A 19091-nucleotide genomic window follows, 5' to 3' on the forward strand; every position below is an offset into this window, starting at 1 on the left:
TCCACCCCAATCAGGCTTGAGGCTCCGGACCCTCGAGGCCCGGGGCCTTGTTGTTCTGTCCAACAGGCACAAGAGAGTGGGTTGAAAGGCGCATTCGGTGCGTGCGGCGGCGTCTTGTTGGGCATGGATATACATAGTACAATCGAAGTGATGGCAGCATGTTCCGCCACGAATGGAGGACCTTCCATGGATCCGGATTACGACGTCATCGTTCGCGATATAGTCTCAACCATTGGCGATGTTAAGGCCATAATACTGTTCGGCTCCCGGGCACGCAGCGTGGAGGAGGACGAGACAGCTGACATCGACCTTCTGGTCGTGGCCGAGAACCTCCCGGACAGCCGCACGAGACGAAGGCACATCGGCATAGCCCTTCACGAGCTCGGCGAGCACATGTGGAGGGTTTCTCCGATCCTGCTCACCCCGGAGGAACTGGAGATGAACATGGAGCGGGAGCTCCCGATCATGTTCGGTATTTGTGAGGGCTACAGGGTCCTGTATGGAGAAGTCCCCAAGCTTCGCGAATTCTGCGAGCGGGTCGAACGGGACTACGAGTACCAGAAGGAGTGGCGGAGTTGGATTTCAAGGCGGCGTACCTAGCCCACGCGGAACAAGATCTGCACGCCGCCAGGGTCCTCATGGACGCGGGGATCTACGGGCTCGTACTGTATCACTGTCAACAAGCGGCGGAGAAGGCCGCAAAAGCTTACCTCGCTGACATGGGCATCATCACTGGGAAGACCCACATAGTCTCGCCGATCATGCGCTCACGGCTCCTCCGACATGACGCGAGCCCCGAAATCCAGCAGCTCGTCAGGTACGTGGACGAACTTGAGGAATATGTGTCGGACGTCCGGTACCCGTTCGAGATTCGCAGGGGCCAGTACGAGGACCCCGCCCATGTCTATACGAAGACCATGGCGGACGAGGCCCTTCATATGGCTGAGGCAGTCGTAGAGACTGCGCGGAGCGCATTGGCCGATGGATGAGTCCAGCCGCTCGTGTTTCGCTTTGGCTGGCAGCTTCGGTTCCCAGCAGGCACCATCAAGGCCCATCTCCTTGAGCCTCCAGCGCCTTTACACCCATTTTCGGTTATGCTATACTCAGTCCCGAACTGAGGCGCGCGCCCGTAGCTCAGCCGGACAGAGCGATGGACTTCGAATCCATAGGCCGCAGGTTCGAGCCCTGCCGGGCGCGCCATTGGCGCATACTATATGGCTGGATCCGGTTCGTTGCCTCGGTTGTGGCGGTGGCAGCCGCTCTCCGGGGCACGCGCTTTGTGGACGGAATCTTCCCAAAGGAATCTATCTCGGCCCCGTCGAATAGGTTACCCCAGGGATACTTGGGAGAACGAGGTGTAGCATGTACAAGGCGAATGTGGTTGGGATGAACGAAGGCGTCGCCACGATCGAGATCGTCGTCGGCGAGGATGTTCTCCGGGACAGAGTGAACGCGGCTTTCCGTAAGGCAGCCCAGAGGGTGCAAGTGCCGGGGTTCCGCAAAGGCAAGGCTCCTCGGGTTCTCCTGGAGAGATACGTGGCTCGCGAGGCCGTTTACGATGATGTCATCAGGTCTGTAGTGCCCGATGCATACATGGACGCACTCAAGCAGACCAACCTTACGCCGCTCGAGGATCCCGAGTTCGAAGGGCTGGACTCACCTGATCTCGAAAACGGGCAACCGCTCACGTTCAAGGCGAAAGTGACAGTGAAACCCGAAGTCAAGCTCGCTGACTACGAAGCCATCAAGCTGGAACGAAAACCCGTCGAGATCAAGGACGAAGATGTGGACCGGGCCATCGAGAGCATGCGGCAGAAGAGGGCCGAGTTCATCCCGACGGACCGGGATACCGTCGAGAAGGATGACTTGGTTACCATGGACTACCAGGTGCGGATTGACGGGGAGGCTTTCGAGGGTGGATCGGGCAAGGACGTCCAGGTTCTGGTGGGCGCGGGAGATCTTGTCCCCGGATTCGAGGACCAGCTTGTCGGGCTGAAGAAGGACGTCGAATCCGAGATCTCCGTGAAGTTCCCCGATGACTACCACGAAGAGAAATTGGCCGGACGCGATGCAGTGTTCACCGTGACCGTCAGGGACATCAAGGTCAAGCAACTTCCGAGTCTTGACGACGCGTTCGCAAAGGACGTGGCTGGCTTTGAAACCCTGGACCAACTGAAGGCCAAGATCCGTCATTCCATGCAGCACAAAGCCGCCGGCGCAGCCCTGGTGGAATTGGGGGCCCGGGCGCTGGAGGCGGTGGTCGAGGGGTCAGAGGTCGTGCCCCCCGCGTTGCTGGTCAACCACGAAATAGACCGGGCGCTCGAGAGGCTCAAGGGCAGCCTGACTGAACAGGGGCTCACGTGGGAAAAGTATCTGGAGGCTACGGGCAAGTCCGTGGACGATGTCCGGTCTGCGCTTTCTGAACGGGCCCAGAAGGAGGCTGCTGTCAAGCTTGTGGTCGAAGCCATTGCCGAGCGTGAGAACCTGCTTCCCACACGTGACCAGGTCACCATGGCGGCGGCGCACATGCTGGCCTATGCGGGCAAAGCCGACGAAAAGAAGCTTCAGAAGGTGGTTTCGCAGCCCAGCGTCAGGCAGAGCACGGCGGAATACTTGATGCACGAGAACGTCATCGTGTTCCTCGGCCGCAAGTGTGATGCTGATCCTGAGCCGGCGGTCTGTGAGGAGTGCGAGCGCCAGGAGAAGGAACACGGTGGGCATGACCATGACCACGCAGGTCATGATCAGGACCGCCCAGATGAGAAGAAGGACTCTGGTGCTTCCGAGGAGAAAGCTGAACCAGGGCAGACTGGGGAGACTGCAGAATAGACAGCGAGGGTTCTCGCGGGAAAGGTGGTCCACAATGACTCTAGTTCCGATAGTGGTTGAGCAGACGAACCGCGGGGAGCGGGCTTACGACATCTACTCTCGCCTGCTCAAAGACAGGATCATCTTCATCGGCGGAGAAATCGAGGACAACATGGCAAACCTCGTAATCGCTCAGATGCTATTCCTCCAGGGGGAAGACCCAGACAAGGACATCAACCTCTACATCAACAGTCCCGGAGGGTCGGTATCCGCGGGACTGGCCATATATGACACCATGCAGTACGTGCGGCCGCAGGTGGCCACGGTCTGTGTCGGCCTCGCGGCGAGCATGGCTGCCGTCCTTCTGGCAGCAGGCTCTAAGGGGAAGAGGTATGCCCTGCCTTACTCGCGAATCCTCATTCACCAACCCCATGGAGGGGCGCAAGGCCAGGCCACCGACATCGAGATCCAGGCGAGGGAAATCCTGAGGATCAAGGGTATCCTCCACGAGATCCTGGCGCGTCATACCGGGCAGCCCATAGACCGCGTCAAGCTCGATACCGAGCGAGATCACTACATGTCAGCACAGGAGGCACGGGATTACGGCATCGTAGACAGCATCTTCGAAGGCAAGGCCCACAAGCCCTAGAGGGGTGGTAGTATGTTCAAGTTCAGCGACGAGAAAGGGCAACTCAAGTGCTCTTTCTGCGGCAAGGTTCAGGAGCAGGTGAGGAAGCTCATCGCGGGCCCCGGGGTCTACATCTGCGATGAATGCATAGAACTCTGCAACGAGATCATCGAAGAAGAATGCAACTCCCAGGTTGAGGCGGAGTTCGGCAGCATTCCCAAGCCCAAGGAGATCCGCGCCATCCTCGACCAGTACGTCATAGGGCAGGATGAGGCCAAGAAATCGCTCTCGGTTGCCGTCTACAACCACTACAAGCGGATCAACTCCCAGTCGCGCGTAGAAGATGTGGAACTGCAGAAGAGCAATATCCTATTGCTCGGTCCGACGGGGTGCGGCAAGACGCTCCTCGCCCAGACCCTCGCGAAGATCCTGAACGTTCCCTTCGCGATCGCGGACGCCACCTCCCTCACCGAGGCGGGGTACGTGGGCGAGGATGTCGAGAATATCCTGCTCAAGCTGATCCAAGCTGCAGATTACGATATCGAGAAGGCCGAGAAGGGCATCGTCTACATTGATGAGGCGGACAAGATCGCCAGGAAGTCCGAGAACCCCTCCATTACCAGGGATGTCTCGGGTGAAGGGGTCCAGCAGGCGCTTCTCAAGATCCTCGAGGGCACCGTGGCCAGTGTACCTCCGCAGGGCGGGCGAAAGCACCCGCACCAGGAGTTCATCCAGCTTAACACCACCAACATCTTGTTCATCTGCGGCGGGGCGTTCGAGGGCCTCGACAAGATCATAGAGAACCGAGTGGGCAAGAAGACTCTCGGGTTCGGGTCAGAGGTTCGCCCCAAGGTGGACCGGCAAGTCGGCGAGATCCTGCGTCAGATCATGCCGGAAGACCTGCTCAAGTTCGGACTCATCCCCGAGTTCATCGGCAGGTTGCCGGTGGTGGTGGCGTTGGATGCACTCGACGAGGAAGCCCTGGTCCGGATTCTCACGGAGCCCAGGAACGCCCTGGCGAAGCAATACGCGAAACTCTTCGAGCTGGACGGGGTGGAGCTCGAGATCACACAGGATGCCCTGGTTGCTGTGGCGAAGAAGGCCATAGCGCGCAACACAGGCGCCCGCGGGCTCAGGTCCATCATGGAGAAGCTCATGCTCGACGTGATGTACGAGATCCCTGGCAGGTCCGACGTTAAGAAGGTAGTCGTGACCCGGGAAGTCGTGGAGGGGCGGGCGCAGCCCACCATGGTCCTGGCCGAGAAGAAGGCCTCGAAGAAGAAAGAAGAAACCGCCTGATCTGTGCCCTAACCTCAGGACGGTTCCCCCTGTCCCGGCTCGTGCGGTCGCCGCGCGGGCCGGGATAGTTGTCCCACCGGGGGGCATATTAGACCGTGGACAGGGGGGAAGGCTGTGAGCAGCATGGGAATCCTGGGGTTGATCAACCTCTTCTTCGCGGCCGTGATCGGGCTCTACTTCTGGAACCTCCTCCGTGCGCAGCAGGGTTCCAAGTCCGCGGTGGACAGAGAGTCCAGACGCGAGATGGACAGACTCAGGGAACTCAGAGCAATCGGCCTCACCAAGCCGCTTACCGAGATGACAAGACCCGCCTGCTTCAAGGACGTCGTAGGTCAGGCCGACGCTTTGAAGTCGCTCAGGGCCGCCCTGTGCGGTCCAAATCCCCAGCATGTCATCCTCTACGGACCTCCCGGGGTCGGAAAGACCGCGGCCGCCAGGGTCGTCCTGGAGGAAGCAAAGAAGAGCAGCCTTTCCCCCTTCCAACCGGACGCCAAGTTCGTGGAGATGGATGCCAACATCGCCAGGTTTGATGACCGCGGGATCGCTGACCCTTTGATCGGTTCAGTCCATGACCCAATATACCAGGGGGCGGGCCCCCTTGGAATGGCCGGGATCCCCCAGCCGAAGCCTGGCGCAGTCACCCGGGCGCATGGGGGAATCCTGTTCATCGACGAGATCGGAGAGCTCCATCCAGTACAGATGAACAAACTCCTCAAAGTACTCGAAGACAGGAAGGTCTTCCTGGAATCCGCCTACTACAGCCCAGATGACACCAACATACCCCAGCACATACACGACATATTCAGAAACGGCCTGCCTGCGGACTTCCGGCTCGTAGGGGCGACCACCCGGGGAAGCCAGGATATTCCGCCGGCCATTAGATCCCGGTGCCTTGAGATCTTCTTCCGCCCGCTCACCCCCGATGAAGTGGGCGAAATCGCCTCCCGTGCCCTTGCCAAGATTCAGTTGGACGCGGAGGACGGCGTGATCGACGTCATCAGGAAGTATGCCGAGAACGGCCGGGAGGCCGTTAACATGATCCAACTCGCGGCAGGCGTCGCCATCACCGACGGGCGGAAACTGGTCCTCAGGGCTGACGTGGAGTGGGTAGTGGAGAGCGGTCAGTACTCCCCACGCCCCGAACGGAAAGTGGCAGAGAAACCCGAGGTCGGGGTGGTCAACGGTCTCGCGGTCTGGGGTCCCAACATGGGTTCGGTCATCGAGATAGAAGCATGTGCTGATCCGACCGCGAGGGGCTCGGGCACGTTCACCGTGACGGGCGTAGTTGACGAGGAAGAGCAGGGTGATGGGTCCAAAGTCATAAGGCGAAGGAGCATGGCCCGGAGTTCGGTGGACAACGTCATCACGGTGCTTCGCAGCCGTTTCGGCATCGAGCCAAAGGATCACCACATCCACGTGAACTTCCCTGGGGGTGCCCCGGTGGACGGGCCTTCGGCGGGAGTTGCCATGGTAGTGGCGGTGTACTCCGCGATTCGCAAAGTCCCAGTGGACAACCGAACTGCGATGACAGGCGAAGTATCTGTCCGGGGTGAGGTCAAGCCTGTCGGCGGGGTCATGGCCAAAGTCGAGGCTGCGGCCAGGGCGGGCGCCACAACAGTGCTGATCCCCAGGGAGAACTGGCAGGACCGGTTCGCGAACCGCGCCGACATAACAGTAGTCCCGGTCCAGTGCGTGGAGGAGGCGGTCCAGGCAGCCACCGCCCGCATCGGACAGGCAGTGGACATCGTAACGAGTACCCGCGTGCCCGAGAAGGTGGCGGCGGCAAGCCCGGCCGGGGGATGAACTGACAAGTCTTGTCTCCGTCATAAGAAGTCGGCGACATGAGGCCCAGGAATTCCCCGGCACATCAGGGCGCAGTCTAAGAATCTATACCGGTTCGCCTATGATACTCGGATTCCAGGCTCGTACCATGCGAAAGGCCATCATATTGGGAAGTGCGTAGAGCCAGAAGGGGTTCAGTGAAGCAAGTCTTTTGGCCGACTCAGGCCGACCTTCGAGGGCGCGGGCGCCACATGCCGTGGCAACCCGCGCCTTGTGCTGAAGCACGGAACGGCCCCCGCTTCGGCGGATCACCGCTTGCCCGACAATCCTCTCTCGGTCCACACAACCCTCCGCTTTCCCGCCTCTCCCGCGATTGGGCCTGCTTCCAGCCATTACATTGCGCAAGAACGTTTTCTTGAAGGAATCCGTCCGGTGGAGGAGAATACCTAGCCCAACTGCAGGAGGTGCATACATCCCGTGACGAGAGCGGACAGATCCGAGACCAAGGAAGGCTCCAGATCACGTCGGGTTCTGCCACTTCTGCCTCTGCGGGGCGTCCTGGTGTTCCCCAGGATGACCATCCCCCTCGAGGTCGGAAGAGACAAATCCGTCGCGGCCCTCGAGGAAGCCATGAGTAACGACAGGTTCATAGTCCTCGCAGCCCAGAAGCTTGCGAGGGTCAATGAGCCTGTGCCTGACGACATCTATTCCTTGGGGACCGTTGCCGAGATCAAGCAGCTCGTGAGGCTTCCCGACGGGACGATCCGCATCGTCGTCGAGGGAATCGACAGAGTCAGGATAGCGGAATACGTAGCTTCGGATCCCTGCTATATGGTGAAGATGGAGATCTCTCCGGTGCGCCGGCAGCAGAATGCCGAGGTTGAGGCCCTCATGCGCACTGTATTGCATGAATTCGAGCAATACGTGAAACTCTCTAAACGCATCCCGCCCGAGATTCTTGTCTCCGTCGCATCCATCGACGATCCAGGCCAACTCGCCGACGATGTGGCAAGCCATTTGCCTCTCAAGATTGAAGACAAGCAGTCTATCCTGGAGTGCTTGGACGTCCACGAAAGGCTGGAGCGGCTCTGCGGCCTTTTGAGCAAGGAGATGGAGATCCTCGAACTCGAGCGCAAGATACACCTTCGTGTCAGAAAGCAGATGGAGAAGACCCAGAAAGAGTACTACCTTCGCGAGCAGATCAAGGCTATCCAGAAAGAGCTCGGCGAGCGCGACGAACGCAGCACAGAGGCGGACGAGCTCAGGAAGAAGATAGACGAGTGCAAGCTTCCGCGGGACGTGGAAGAGAAGGCCTTGCGGGAAGTCGACAGGCTGGAACATATGCCTCCAATGGCCGCGGAGTCCGTGGTCGTCAGGAATTACCTGGATTGGCTTCTTTCCTTCCCATGGTCCGTGAAGACAACTGACCGGAAGGACATCAAGCTCGCTGAGAGGATTCTCGACGAGGACCACTGGGGGCTCGAGAAGGTCAAAGAGCGTATTCTGGAGTTCCTGGCGGTCAGGCAACTCACAACCAAGATGAAAGGCCCCATCCTGTGCCTAGTTGGGCCTCCGGGAGTGGGCAAGACCTCTCTCGCCAAGTCGATCGCTCGTGCGCTCGAGCGCAAGTTCGTCCGGTTCTCCCTGGGGGGAGTCAGAGACGAAGCCGAGATCCGGGGGCACAGGCGCACTTACGTGGGCGCGATGCCGGGTAAGATCATCCAGGCCATGAGGCAGGCGGGGTCGAGGAACCCTGTGATCCTCCTGGATGAGGTAGACAAGATGTCCTCGGATTTCCGGGGGGATCCGTCCTCGGCACTCCTCGAGGTTCTTGACCCTGAGCAGAACTGTGCTTTCGGTGACCACTACATGGAGGTCACCGTAGACCTCTCGGACGTGCTCTTCATCACCACCGCGAATGTGCTCTTCTCCATTCCTCGCCCGCTCCAGGACAGAATGGAGATAATCACGATTCCGGGGTACACCGAAGAGGACAAGGTCCACATTGCCCAGGGGTTCCTCATCCCCAAGCAGATCACGGAAAACGGGCTCAAGGTGTCCGATGTCTCGATTTCCCGCGACGTGATCCTTGAGATCATCCGCAGCTACACCCGGGAGTCGGGAGTCAGGAACCTCGAACGCCAGATCGGCAGCATCTGCCGAAAACTCGCGAGAGGCGTGGTTGCCGGGGAGTCCGGGCCGTTCACGGTGAAGATCAGCGATGTCCAGAAGCATCTGGGCATCCCGCAGTACAGGTACGGAGTGGCCGAGACCGAGGACAAGGTGGGAGTCGCGACAGGGCTTGCCTGGACCGAGACAGGTGGGGAGATCCTTGCCGTCGAGGTTTCCGCGATGAAAGGTACCGGCAAACTCACACTCACCGGCAAGCTGGGTGAGGTCATGCGCGAGTCCGCTCAGGCGGGCTACACCTACGTCCGCTCTAGAGCCGACCAGCTGGGCATACCCGACGATTTCCACGAAAAGAAGGATGTCCATGTCCATATCCCCGAAGGCGCCATACCCAAAGACGGGCCGTCGGCGGGTATCGCAATGGCGACGGCGCTCGCGTCCGCCCTCGGGGGAAGGCCAGTGCGTAGAGATGTGGCAATGACCGGTGAAATCACTCTGCGTGGGAGAGTGCTCCCAATCGGAGGGCTCAAGGAGAAAGTCCTAGCGGCGCACAGGGCGGGCATCAAGTATGTCATAATGCCTGACGGGAACCATAAGGACCTGGAAGACATCCCCGCGAACGTAAGAGAGAGCATTGAATTCGTGGAAGTGTCCCACATGGACGAAGTCCTCGCAGTCGCCCTGGTCCCAGCGTCCGATTCTGACGGGGAATGTGTGTGTCGGGAGAGCGTGGACAGCCAGACCGCAGCGGGGCTCCCGATGCCACCAGGAGCGATTCCTTTGCCACCGGCGCCGCCGGCTGTTTGCTGACGCCCAGACGGCAGGCGTGTTCGTCCACTCAGAAGCACCCCAGAAGGGGTGCCCTGTCCGTTTACATCTCCAGCAATCGGTTTGTCGCTCATACTGAAGAACACGGCGCGTCGGCTCGACTCCCCACCAGGACCCGCGCGGCCCGCGGGCTGCCGGCCCCGAGTGAGGGATCTGTTGTTCGTGCCGGGCGGAAAGGAATTCTCCAACAGGCATAGAATATAATAACTATCTGCGCGTGCATGGGAACTGGCAGATTCTTTTTTGCGCGAGACTATGCATCGATGTATATAGATGCATTTGTTGGATCCGGCCTGTCCGGGTTCGGGAGGGTTCGGAATGGGGAGAACAATGGTCGTAAGCTGGGGATTGGGAGCCATGGGAGGCGGAATCGCAAGACTTCTTGCAAGTAGAGACTCAGCCGTGGTCGTGGGCGCGATTGACTCTGATCCCGCCAAGATCGGGCGGTCCCTCGGGGAGGTCATAGGCGAGCCTTCGGCCTATCCGGGGGTGATCGTATCCGGTGACCCCGTATCCGTGCTCGAGGGAGAAGGCCGAGACGCTCAGGTCGTCGTGGTCGCGACTGGCTCCTTTCTCAGGGATGTGTCTGGCCAGATCCTTCTCGCAGTCCGCCATGGGAAGAACGTGATATCCATCGCCGAGGAGATGGCTTACCCCATGGCCGCTGATCCGGACATCGCACGGCGCATTGACGAGCTCGCAAAGGAACACGGTGTGTCTGTGCTTGGCACCGGGATCAACCCAGGGTTCATTCTGGACACTCTCATCATCACCCTCACCTCAGTCTGCGCCGAAGTGACCCGGGTACGCGCGGCCCGGATAAACGACCTCTCTCCCTTTGGGCCGACTGTCATGCGGACCCAGGGCGTGGCTACGACTGAGGACGAGTTCTGGCAAGGCATCGCGAGCGGAGCTATCGTGGGGCACATCGGGTTTCCGGAGTCCATGCACATGATCGCGGACGCCCTTGGGTGGAAGCTGGACGAGATACGGGAGACCAGGGAACCCATCATATCCCGCACCGAGCGTGTGACGAAGTATGCCCGGGTCCTCCCTGGGATGGTGGCCGGATGCAGGCACATCGCCCGGGCGTTTTCGGGCGGCAGGGAGGTCATAACACTTGAGCACCCGCAGGCTGTGCTTCCATCAGCCGAAGGCGTGGAGACCGGCGACTTCATATGGATCGAAGGCGTCCCCGGAGTGAACCTTGCCATGAAGCCCGAGATTCCAGGGGGGACGGGCACCATCGCTATATCAGCGAACATGATCCCAAGAGTCATGGCTGCCCCGCCCGGGCTTCTGACCATGCGCGATCTCCCAACCCCTTCCGCACACCTCTCACCGGGTGGTGGTCTCCGATGCTGAACAGGGCTTCGGCGGCGGCAGGTGATCTGGTTCAGATAAGCCGGGTGGTGCTCGAACCGGAGGAGAGGGCGGAGAACCTGCCAGCGGACACCCGCAAAGTCCCCCTGGTAATGCTGGTCAAAGGGACGGCGTTAGACGCGGCGCGTCTGGGTGAACAGGTGATGGTCCTCACGCCCACTGGCAGGAAGGTCACAGGAGAACTAGTGGCGGTGTGGCCCGCGCACACCCACGGGTTCGGCGACCCCATCCCGGAACTCGCCCAGATAGGGGCAGAACTGCGCGCACTCATTGCGCAAGATGGGTAAGGCAGGTAGAACCATGTCCTACAAAGCCGTCATGTCCCGGAAGAACGAGATCATGATAAAGTCCGTCGGCGTCGACTACTCCCAGTTCGAGACGGGCGGGATTGCGTTCGACTATGAAGCGATGATGGAGAGAGTGGGGTACTCCATCGCCGAAGTCCGCCGGATCCAGGCCGCCGCCAACGTTGGGAACACCCCGCTCGTGGAGTTGCACAACATCACCCGGGCGATGAGGAAGACCGCGCCGCGGGGCTTCGGCGCCAGGATCTTTGTGAAGGATGAGGCGGTGAACCCTTCTGGGAGCTTTAAGGACAGGCGCGCCTCTGTCTCGGTCCACAGGGCGCGAACCCTGGGCTTCTCCGGGGTGATCGCCGCGACCTCGGGCAACTACGGCGCCGCGGTGGCGTCGCAGGCGGCTAAGGCTGGGCTTGCGTGCATCATCGTTCAGGAGACTTACGATTCCACCATGACCGGCCAGCCGGAGATACTCGAGAAAGCCAGGGCGTGCGAGGCGTACGGGGCCGAGGTTATCCAGCTCACTGTCGGACCCGAACTTTTCTATGTCTTCCTCACGCTGCTGGAGGAGACCGGGTACTTCAACGCCTCACTCTACACCCCTTTCGGAATCGCTGGAGTCGAGACCCTCGGACACGAGATCGGGGTTCAGCTTAAGGAGGCGGAAGGCCGGGCGCCTGACGTGGTCCTGGTGACCCACGCCGGAGGCGGCAATGTCACAGGAACCGCTCGTGGCCTCCGGAAGGCCGGGTGCGGGAGCACGAGATTGGTCGCGGCGAGCGTGGACCTCTCCGGCCTTCACATGGCCTCCAACCACGACTTCAACAGGAAGTCCTTTACCACCGGGCACACCGGGTTCGGGATACCCTTTGCCACATGGCCTGACCGCGTGGACGTCCCGAGAAACGCGGCGCGGCCTCTTAGGTACATGGACCGCTACGTCACCGTGACTCAGGGTGACGTGTTCTATACCACCGAGGCCCTGGCCCAGCTGGAAGGGATGCAGAGAGGGCCTGCGGGAAACACCTCGCTCGCGGCTGCGCTTGCGCTGGCCCGGGAGATGCCGGAGGACCAGATCCTGGTGGTGCAGGAGACCGAGTACACTGGGGCGGGCAAGTGCCCCTCCGCTCAGCTCACGTTCGCGCGCGAGCATGGGATAGAAGTCCGCCGCGGCGACCCCAGGGAGAACAAGCCTGGGCATACCATAGTGATCCCGGAGCACTTGTCGCAGGTGAAGGCGGTGGACGTGGACCTCGAGGCTATGCGCGGGTCGTATGTGAGGAACGCACTGAGAGCAGCCGCAGGGACGCCGGTGGACGACAGGGACATCGCGTTTCTGGCTGAGGAGACCAGGACCAGCACGGACTTCGTCAGAACCATAGTCAGAGAACCATAGCCGGGAGGTAGATACCGTGGACGCCCAACCAAGCCGAAAGGGACCCAAGGACCGCCCCGATGACTTCGAGACCCGCCGGAAGCACCTGGAGGGCTTGGGCGATGAGGAGCTCCGGGAGAGGTTCTGGTCACTCGCCCGGGAGGTAGTGGCGCCCCTGGTGAGGCTTGCCCGCACGCACACGTCCCCTTCCATCGAAAGATCGGTCCTGCTGCGCATGGGGATCGACAGTGTGAAAGCACAAGAGGTAGTCCGGCGATGTGCAGAAAGAGGGCTCCTGGGCCACGGTGCCGGCAACGTGGTGCTCAGGTATGCCAAGGAGCACTCTCTGGGCCTCAGGAAAGCCGCCGAGGCGCTCTCCGGGGACGACGCGTGGGAGGAAGTCGTGGGATGGTATGGAGGTGTTCACCATGGGGCTCGATCCTGACAGGAAAATCGACATCCGCGAAATCCTCTCAGGGCTCGAGCACTACACCCCAAGGAGACGCGGGTTCACCTGGAGACGGAGGGTCTCCGACACCTCCGGCAACCCCGTCCGCATCGGCAAGTTCGAATACAGGCAAGTCTCGGATGGAGTAGCAGCGGGCGTGCCTCTGCCAGCCGCGAAGAGCTTCGGGGGCATCAACCCCCAGCCCGACTGCGTCATCACCGCCGAAATCGCCTCAGGGCGGTTCGAGGATGACATCCGCCGAATGCGCATGGCCGCCTGGCACGGAGCCGACCATATCATGGTGATCCGCACCACGGGCCAGAGCCATTACGATGGGCTGATCGAGGGAACACCGGAGGGAGTGGGTGGGGTCCCTATCACGCGCAAACAGCTCAGGGCCACCAGGAAGGCGTTGGATATGATAGAGGACGAGGTCGGCCGTCCGATCAACCTTCATTCCTATGTGTCAGGTGTCGCAGGCCCCGAGATTGCCGTGCTCTTCGTGGAGGAAGGAGTCAACGGCGCGCACCAGGATCCCCAGTACAACGTGCTCTATCGGAACGTCAACATGTGCCGGTCCTTCGTGGACGCGGCGGTCGCGAAGAGCCTGATGGCCGAGGCCGGCATGATCCAGATAGACGGAGCGCACAACGCGAACGCCACCGCGAGGGAGGCCTGGCGGGTCATGCCTGAGCTCATGGTCCAGCACGCCATAAACGCCCAGTATTCCATGGAGGCGGGCATGCGGCCTGACCAGATATGCCTGTCTACAGTCCCCCCGGCCGCACCTCCAGCTCCATGCGTCCGGATGGATCTCCCCTACGCCGTGGCCCTGCGCGATTTCTTCCCCGGGTTTCGGATGCGGGCGCAGATGAACACGAAGTACATCGAGTCGGACACCAGGGAGGCCACGATCACTCACACTCTCAACGTCTTGATCTCGAGGCTCACGTCCGCGGACATCCAGAGCACCATCACCCCGGACGAGGGCAGGAACCTCCCATGGCATTACAACTCCGTGGCTGCGGTGGACACAGCGAACCAAGCCCTCCTGGGCCTCGACGGCATCTCCGATATGTTGGAACTCCGAACCGACGGCGAGCTTGGGGCGAGGGCACGGGAGATCAAAGAGAGGGCGGTGCTGTTCCTCGAGGAGATTCTCAAGTTGGGAGGGTATTTCTCAGCTGTGGAGGCTGGGTTCTTCGTGGATTCAGGTTGCTATCCGGAACGGCACGGCGATGGGATCGTGCGGGAAGCGACGGGAGGTGTGGCTTCCGGGACGGTCGTCCCCCGGGAAGCTGACTACATGGCCCCAGTGTGTGGGCACTTCGGCGAAAACCACCTCCCGGAGGGCCTCGGCCGTCCGTGCGATCTGATCGGCGGGTGCACCCTGTGTGACCGAGACAAGATCGTGTACATCGACGAACTCGATCCAGAAGACAACGTCCTCGCGAGGCTGGAGCGGGGCAGGGAAATACGCGACCGTGGCCTCATAGTCCCCGAAGTCGAGTGGTTCGCCGACGGTGTAGTGTGCATGACTCTGTTCCTGCCAGCCGACCCGGACCGGGCGGAACGGGCGGCGCTCGAGATCGCCTCGAAGATGGGCATGGAGGGTGCGGAGGTGATCCACAAGCGGGTGATGCACCCCTCTGAGGGGTCGGTGATGGAGGTGCGGGGTAAGATCAGGTTTGCGGTGGACCCATCCACCCTCACGCTTCCGCCGAAACAGGAGATGCTTTCGGAGGACGAGATCTGGGCGGACATCGAGGCCCGTCCCATGAGCATCGTCGCAGCCACGGTAGGGGAGGATGAACACTCCGTGGGAATGAGGGAGATCCTCGACATCAAGCATGGGGGGATAGAGAAATATGGGATAGGATGCCACTACCTTGGGACATCGGTGCCCGTTGAGAAGGTCGTGGACGCGGCGATCGAGACGGGAGCCGAAGCTATCCTCATATCCACCATCATAACTCACGCTGATATTCACAAGATAAACATGAGAAAACTGTCCGAACTGTGCATCGAGAAAGGGGTCAGAGACAAGCTCATCCTGGTGGCAGGAGGCACGCAGGTCACTGACGAGATGGCCCGGGAGGCCGGATTGGACGCCGGGTTCGGGCGGGGCACCCGCGGAGTGCAGGTGGCAGGTTTTCTAGTCCGCCGCAGGAGGGGGCTGTCGTGAGCACCCGGGTGAGTGCGGATCTCCTGGTGGCTGAGATCGGGTCCACCACCACGGTCGTGACCGCGTTCGGGGGGATCGACGACGGCCACCCGCACGTGATCGGACAGGGTTCGCACAGGACCACAGTGCTCGAAGGCGACGTCTGGGTGGGCCTGTCTCGGGCAGTGCGGGACCTCGCAGATTCGGTGAGGGCGGACGACGTCCAGTGGAAACACGCTGCCGCTTGCTCGAGCGCGGCGGGTGGCCTTCGGATGACAGTGCATGGACTGGTGTACGATATGACCGTGCGGGCGGCGAAGGAGGCCGCGCTCGGGGCGGGTGCCATAGTCAAAATGGTCACCGCGGGGAAGCTCACCCCGGGTGACCTCGATGAGATCCGCGAGGTCAGGCCGACCATCATCCTTCTCGCCGGGGGCGTAGATTGGGGTGAGCGGGAGACCGCGATCCACAACGCCAGGGCCATCGCAAGCATGCGGCTGCCGGTGCCGGTTATATACGCCGGAAACACGGCGGCGCGGAATGATGTTCGACGGGCGTTCGAGGGCTCGCCGTCGTCTCTTCGAGTAGTCGACAATGTCTACCCCAGGGTGGACGTCCTCGACGTCGAGCCGGCACGCAAGGTGATCCAGGAAGTCTTTGAGGAGCACATAGTTGGCGCACCCGGCATGTTCCGGATCAGAGAGTGGGCGGACGGCCCCATAATGCCCGTGCCGGGGGCGGTCATGGCGATGGCCAAGGAGCTCTACGAGGAGATAGGCGACCTCATGGTTGTGGACGTGGGCGGCGCGACCACGGACATCCATTCTGTGACGGAAGGGACAGAGGAGATCCGTCGGGTGCAGGTGAATCCGGAGCCTCTTGCCAAGAGGACTGTCGAGGGGGACCTCGGAGTGTACGTCAATGCCTCCAACATCGTTGACCTGGTTGGGGCTGACAGGATCCGGCGGGAGCTTGGGGATGCCGGGTTCGAGATCGCAGTCTCCCCTCCGCCGATCCCAACTACCCCGAACGACGTCGCAGCGGTCTCCACCCTGGCCAGGCATGCGGTGAGGATCGCGATCGGGCGCCACGTGGGTCAGATCAGAGAGCTCTACGGCCCCGGCGGGCGCCAGAAAGTGGCGGAGGGCCGAGACCTCACAGCGGTTCGATGGATCATCGGGACGGGGGGAGTCATGGCACGGATCCCTGGGACTCGGGACCTCCTGGGATTGTGCAAAGCGCGGGCGCACGACGGAAAGCTCCTCCCCGGGGAAGGGGCGGTGACCGCCGTGGACTCAAACTACATAATGGCTGCGGCGGGGGTGATGAGCCGCGTGCACCCCGAGGCCGCGCGAGTGATCGTTCTCAAAAGCCTTGGGATTTTGGCAAGAGAAACGGAAAGGGTGGCACGATATGGCAAGAACTAGAGTGATCATCATGGGGGCGGCGGGGCGCGACTTCCACAACTTCAACGTCCACTTCAGGGACAACGAAGCCTATGAGGTCGTGGCCTTCACCGCGACCCAGATCCCGGACATAGCAGGGAGAGTCTATCCGGCCAGTCTTGCGGGTCAGCTCTACCCAGGCGGGATCCCGATCTACCCCGAGACCGAACTGGTGGATCTCATAAAGAGATATGACGTTTCTCAGGTCGTGTTTGCGTACAGCGACATCTCGCACAACGACGTGATGCACACGGCGTCGAAGGTCCTGGCAGCTGGGGCGGACTTCAGGCTGATGGGGCCATCCACCACGATGCTCAAGTCTAAAGTGCCAGTGGTGGCAGTATGCGCGGTGAGAACGGGAGTGGGAAAGAGCCAGACCACCAGGTACGTGAGTCAGGTCCTGATCGGCGCGGGACTTCGGGTCGTGGCCGTCAGGCACCCGATGCCTTATGGAGACCTCGCCCGGCAGGCAGTCCAGAGGTTCGCTTCCCACGAAGACCTGGACCGGCACGAATGCACCATTGAGGAGCGGGAGGAATACGAGCCACACATCGACCGGGGCGTCATCGTCTACGCGGGAGTCGACTACGGACGGATCCTGGCTGAGGCCGAGCAGGAAGCGGACGTGATTCTCTGGGATGGGGGGAACAATGACCTGCCGTTCTACAAGTCCGACCTGCACATCACCCTGGCTGATCCGCACCGGCCTGGGCATGAGGTATCCTACCACCCAGGTGAGGCTAATGTCAGGATGGCAGATGTTGTGATCATAAACAAGGTAGACACGGCTGAGCCGGACAACGTCGCGGCAGTGCGCCGGACGGTCGAGCGGCTCAACCCGAGGGCGAAGATCATCGAGGCGGCCTCCCCTGTAAGTGTGGAGGACCCGGGTATGGTCCGCGGCAAGCGGGTGCTGGTGATCGAGGACGGGCCGACTCTCACCCACGGCGAGATGGGCTACGGCGCGGGCGTGGTTGCCGCGCAGAACCTTGGCGCGGCGGCCCTGGTGGACCCCCGGCCGTTCGCGGTGGGCTCCATAGTGGACACTCTGGATAGGTTCCACCACCTCGAACCCTTGCTCCCAGCGATGGGCTACGGCAAGAAACAGATGGCTGAACTCGAGCAGACCATCAACAGCTCAGACGCAGACCTGGTCCTGATAGGCACCCCGATAGACCTGAGGAGGGTCCTGCACCTGAACAAGCCGGCGGTGAGAGTAAGATACGAACTGGACCAGATATCCGGGCCTGACCTGGGCGAGATCGTGCGTTCGAAGTTCGTGAGGCACTGATCACAAGATCCGGCCGGAGGTGCTAGCCTTACTCCCATTCACCCAGTCCGTGAATTTACAGGAGTTCCATCTAATGGTATCATGGACCCGGAACTTCACGAATGGGAGGGGATTTTGTGGCAAGACGACTCTCCTTCCGGAATGGTTCACTCGGGTCATTGCGTTTCCCGGCCGCAGTCGCCATGATCGCCATTCCTGTACTCGCCGCCATGGTGCCTGCGGCAACCGTGTCCGCCTCGACGCCAGCTCCATCGGGTACTCTGCGACTCTCTTTGGACGCGGACGAGCCCTCGGCCGCGTGCGAGGTGTCGCTGCGACTCGATTGTTCTTTGGCCGAAGGCCGGGAGGTTGCTCTCACCGCATCCGCGAAAGCCACGACGGCCGGGACCCTCAGGGGTGATGTCGGTACGACTTTCGTGGTGCCCGCAGGCGAGGGTCGAGTGTGGCTCGGGCTGTCCCTAGAGGACCTCGAGAGCCCGTGGACTCCGGGCGACACCTACTGCGAGACGACCGCCTCATTCCGGTTCGAGTACCCCCGGTCCAGGCGGCCATGGCAGATCTCGGGCAGGGGATCGTTCGCAGTCCGTGATTTCCGATCAAACCCGGACCGGGACTATGCTGAAAGATCGTTTCAGGCGAGAGCTGTCTGGTCCCCGGTGAAAGGGGTAGACGCAGCCGCCAGAGTGGAGCTCAGCGGGAAAGACATGCCGCGAAACCCAAGGTGGACGTCCTGTACTCAGGACGTGGAGGTGTCAGCTAGCTGGGCAATCTCCAAGTCACTCAAGCTTGGGGCGGAGGCCTCTCACCGGGTGAAGACCTATCCCAACGCTGTGGCTGAGTCATACGTCAAAGGGACCGCAAGGGTCTGGGGGGCCTGGCTCCTCAAGCGCGAACACCAGTTGGACCTCACGGTTGCCGGTGCCCGGAAATGGTTCCCCGACGACACGCTCTCGGACCTGGACTCGGTGGACATGACGGTGGGGTGGACATTCAAACCGGGCAAGGGCACTCGGGCCAGCGCCGAGGCCAAGCTCGGGGTGGATCTCCATCCGCTCATGCCTGCAAGTGATCAAGTGGAGCTGGCGTTACACGCGGACTTGTCCCATGTTCCCACAAAAGGCGTCAGACTCGGTGCCAAGGCGGGCATCTCCGTCTTGAGCAATCGGAGCGAGGCCCTGCATCCTGGCTTCAACCGCTCAGGACGCAGGGCC

Annotated in this window: 15 protein-coding genes and 1 tRNA gene; all 16 read left to right on the plus strand. The window is 61.3% G+C overall.

All coding sequences use genetic code 11. The features are described 5' to 3' along the window. Positions 1 to 186 precede the first annotated feature (186 nt). Positions 187 to 600, plus strand: coding sequence for a nucleotidyltransferase domain-containing protein (locus NUW23_07270; protein MCR4425976.1), 414 nt, complete (start codon positions 187 to 189; stop codon positions 598 to 600). After that, on the plus strand, positions 567 to 989 hold the full coding sequence (locus tag NUW23_07275) for a HEPN domain-containing protein (GenBank protein ID MCR4425977.1): 423 nt from the start codon (positions 567 to 569) through the stop codon (positions 987 to 989). The genes NUW23_07270 and NUW23_07275 overlap by 34 nt, the downstream gene beginning before the upstream one ends. 134 nt (positions 990 to 1123) lie before the next feature. Further along, positions 1124 to 1200: transfer RNA gene (locus tag NUW23_07280), tRNA-Arg, on the plus strand. Between the two features lie 162 nt (positions 1201 to 1362). Further along, positions 1363 to 2829 (plus strand): trigger factor, encoded by a 1467-nt coding sequence (tig, locus tag NUW23_07285; GenBank protein MCR4425978.1) that lies wholly within the window; start codon positions 1363 to 1365, stop codon positions 2827 to 2829. A gap of 34 nt (positions 2830 to 2863) precedes the next feature. Continuing rightward, entirely contained in the window at positions 2864 to 3457 is a 594-nt protein-coding gene (gene clpP, locus NUW23_07290; GenBank protein MCR4425979.1) for an ATP-dependent Clp endopeptidase proteolytic subunit ClpP, read from the plus strand. 12 nt (positions 3458 to 3469) lie between these two features. After that, the gene (clpX, locus tag NUW23_07295) at positions 3470 to 4735 is read left to right on the plus strand and encodes an ATP-dependent Clp protease ATP-binding subunit ClpX (protein ID MCR4425980.1); all 1266 of its coding nucleotides are present in this window, start codon (positions 3470 to 3472) and stop codon (positions 4733 to 4735) included. A gap of 123 nt (positions 4736 to 4858) precedes the next feature. Next, on the plus strand, positions 4859 to 6538 hold the full coding sequence (lonB, locus tag NUW23_07300; GenBank protein ID MCR4425981.1) for an ATP-dependent protease LonB: 1680 nt from the start codon (positions 4859 to 4861) through the stop codon (positions 6536 to 6538). Between the two features lie 456 nt (positions 6539 to 6994). Next, positions 6995 to 9457 carry an endopeptidase La gene (gene lon, locus NUW23_07305; protein MCR4425982.1) on the plus strand — a complete coding sequence of 821 codons (2463 nt, stop codon included), beginning with the start codon at positions 6995 to 6997 and terminating at the stop codon, positions 9455 to 9457. Between the two features lie 336 nt (positions 9458 to 9793). Further along, positions 9794 to 10840, plus strand: a complete 1047-nt coding sequence (ord, locus tag NUW23_07310; GenBank protein ID MCR4425983.1) for a 2,4-diaminopentanoate dehydrogenase — start codon at positions 9794 to 9796, stop codon at positions 10838 to 10840. Next, the gene (gene ortA, locus NUW23_07315; protein ID MCR4425984.1) at positions 10834 to 11145 is read left to right on the plus strand and encodes a 2-amino-4-oxopentanoate thiolase subunit OrtA; all 312 of its coding nucleotides are present in this window, start codon (positions 10834 to 10836) and stop codon (positions 11143 to 11145) included. Before ord ends, ortA begins: the two co-directional genes overlap by 7 nt. 13 nt (positions 11146 to 11158) lie before the next feature. After that, positions 11159 to 12553, plus strand: coding sequence for a 2-amino-4-oxopentanoate thiolase subunit OrtB (ortB, locus tag NUW23_07320; protein MCR4425985.1), 1395 nt, complete (start codon positions 11159 to 11161; stop codon positions 12551 to 12553). 16 nt (positions 12554 to 12569) lie between these two features. Then, on the plus strand, positions 12570 to 12977 hold the full coding sequence (locus NUW23_07325; protein MCR4425986.1) for an ornithine aminomutase subunit alpha: 408 nt from the start codon (positions 12570 to 12572) through the stop codon (positions 12975 to 12977). After that, positions 12961 to 15165: a D-ornithine 4,5-aminomutase subunit OraE gene (oraE, locus tag NUW23_07330; GenBank protein ID MCR4425987.1), complete on the plus strand. Its 2205-nt coding sequence runs from the start codon at positions 12961 to 12963 to the stop codon at positions 15163 to 15165. The genes NUW23_07325 and oraE overlap by 17 nt, the downstream gene beginning before the upstream one ends. Continuing rightward, complete coding sequence (locus NUW23_07335) at positions 15162 to 16571, plus strand: GlmL-related ornithine degradation protein (protein MCR4425988.1); 1410 nt, start codon at positions 15162 to 15164, stop codon at positions 16569 to 16571. Before oraE ends, NUW23_07335 begins: the two co-directional genes overlap by 4 nt. Further along, positions 16558 to 17880: a cyclic 2,3-diphosphoglycerate synthase gene (locus NUW23_07340; protein ID MCR4425989.1), complete on the plus strand. Its 1323-nt coding sequence runs from the start codon at positions 16558 to 16560 to the stop codon at positions 17878 to 17880. Before NUW23_07335 ends, NUW23_07340 begins: the two co-directional genes overlap by 14 nt. Before the next feature lie 116 nt (positions 17881 to 17996). Next, positions 17997 to 19091: hypothetical protein (locus NUW23_07345; GenBank protein MCR4425990.1), on the plus strand; the 1095-nt coding region annotated here is incomplete at its 3' end.

The sequence above is a fragment of the Bacillota bacterium genome, assembly GCA_024655925.1.
In the GTDB taxonomy this organism is placed as follows: domain Bacteria; phylum Bacillota; class DTU025; order DTU025; family JANLFS01; genus JANLFS01.

Coding starts and splice junctions, on each gene's coding strand:
- NUW23_07270 (MCR4425976.1), top strand. CDS start 187: ATGGATCCGGATTACGACGTCATCGTTCGCGATATAGTCTCAACCATT.
- clpX (MCR4425980.1), top strand. CDS start 3,470: ATGTTCAAGTTCAGCGACGAGAAAGGGCAACTCAAGTGCTCTTTCTGC.
- oraE (MCR4425987.1), top strand. CDS start 12,961: ATGGGGCTCGATCCTGACAGGAAAATCGACATCCGCGAAATCCTCTCA.
- tig (MCR4425978.1), top strand. CDS start 1,363: ATGTACAAGGCGAATGTGGTTGGGATGAACGAAGGCGTCGCCACGATC.
- NUW23_07340 (MCR4425989.1), top strand. CDS start 16,558: ATGGCAAGAACTAGAGTGATCATCATGGGGGCGGCGGGGCGCGACTTC.
- ortA (MCR4425984.1), top strand. CDS start 10,834: ATGCTGAACAGGGCTTCGGCGGCGGCAGGTGATCTGGTTCAGATAAGC.
- ord (MCR4425983.1), top strand. CDS start 9,794: ATGGGGAGAACAATGGTCGTAAGCTGGGGATTGGGAGCCATGGGAGGC.
- clpP (MCR4425979.1), top strand. CDS start 2,864: ATGACTCTAGTTCCGATAGTGGTTGAGCAGACGAACCGCGGGGAGCGG.
- ortB (MCR4425985.1), top strand. CDS start 11,159: ATGTCCTACAAAGCCGTCATGTCCCGGAAGAACGAGATCATGATAAAG.
- lonB (MCR4425981.1), top strand. CDS start 4,859: ATGGGAATCCTGGGGTTGATCAACCTCTTCTTCGCGGCCGTGATCGGG.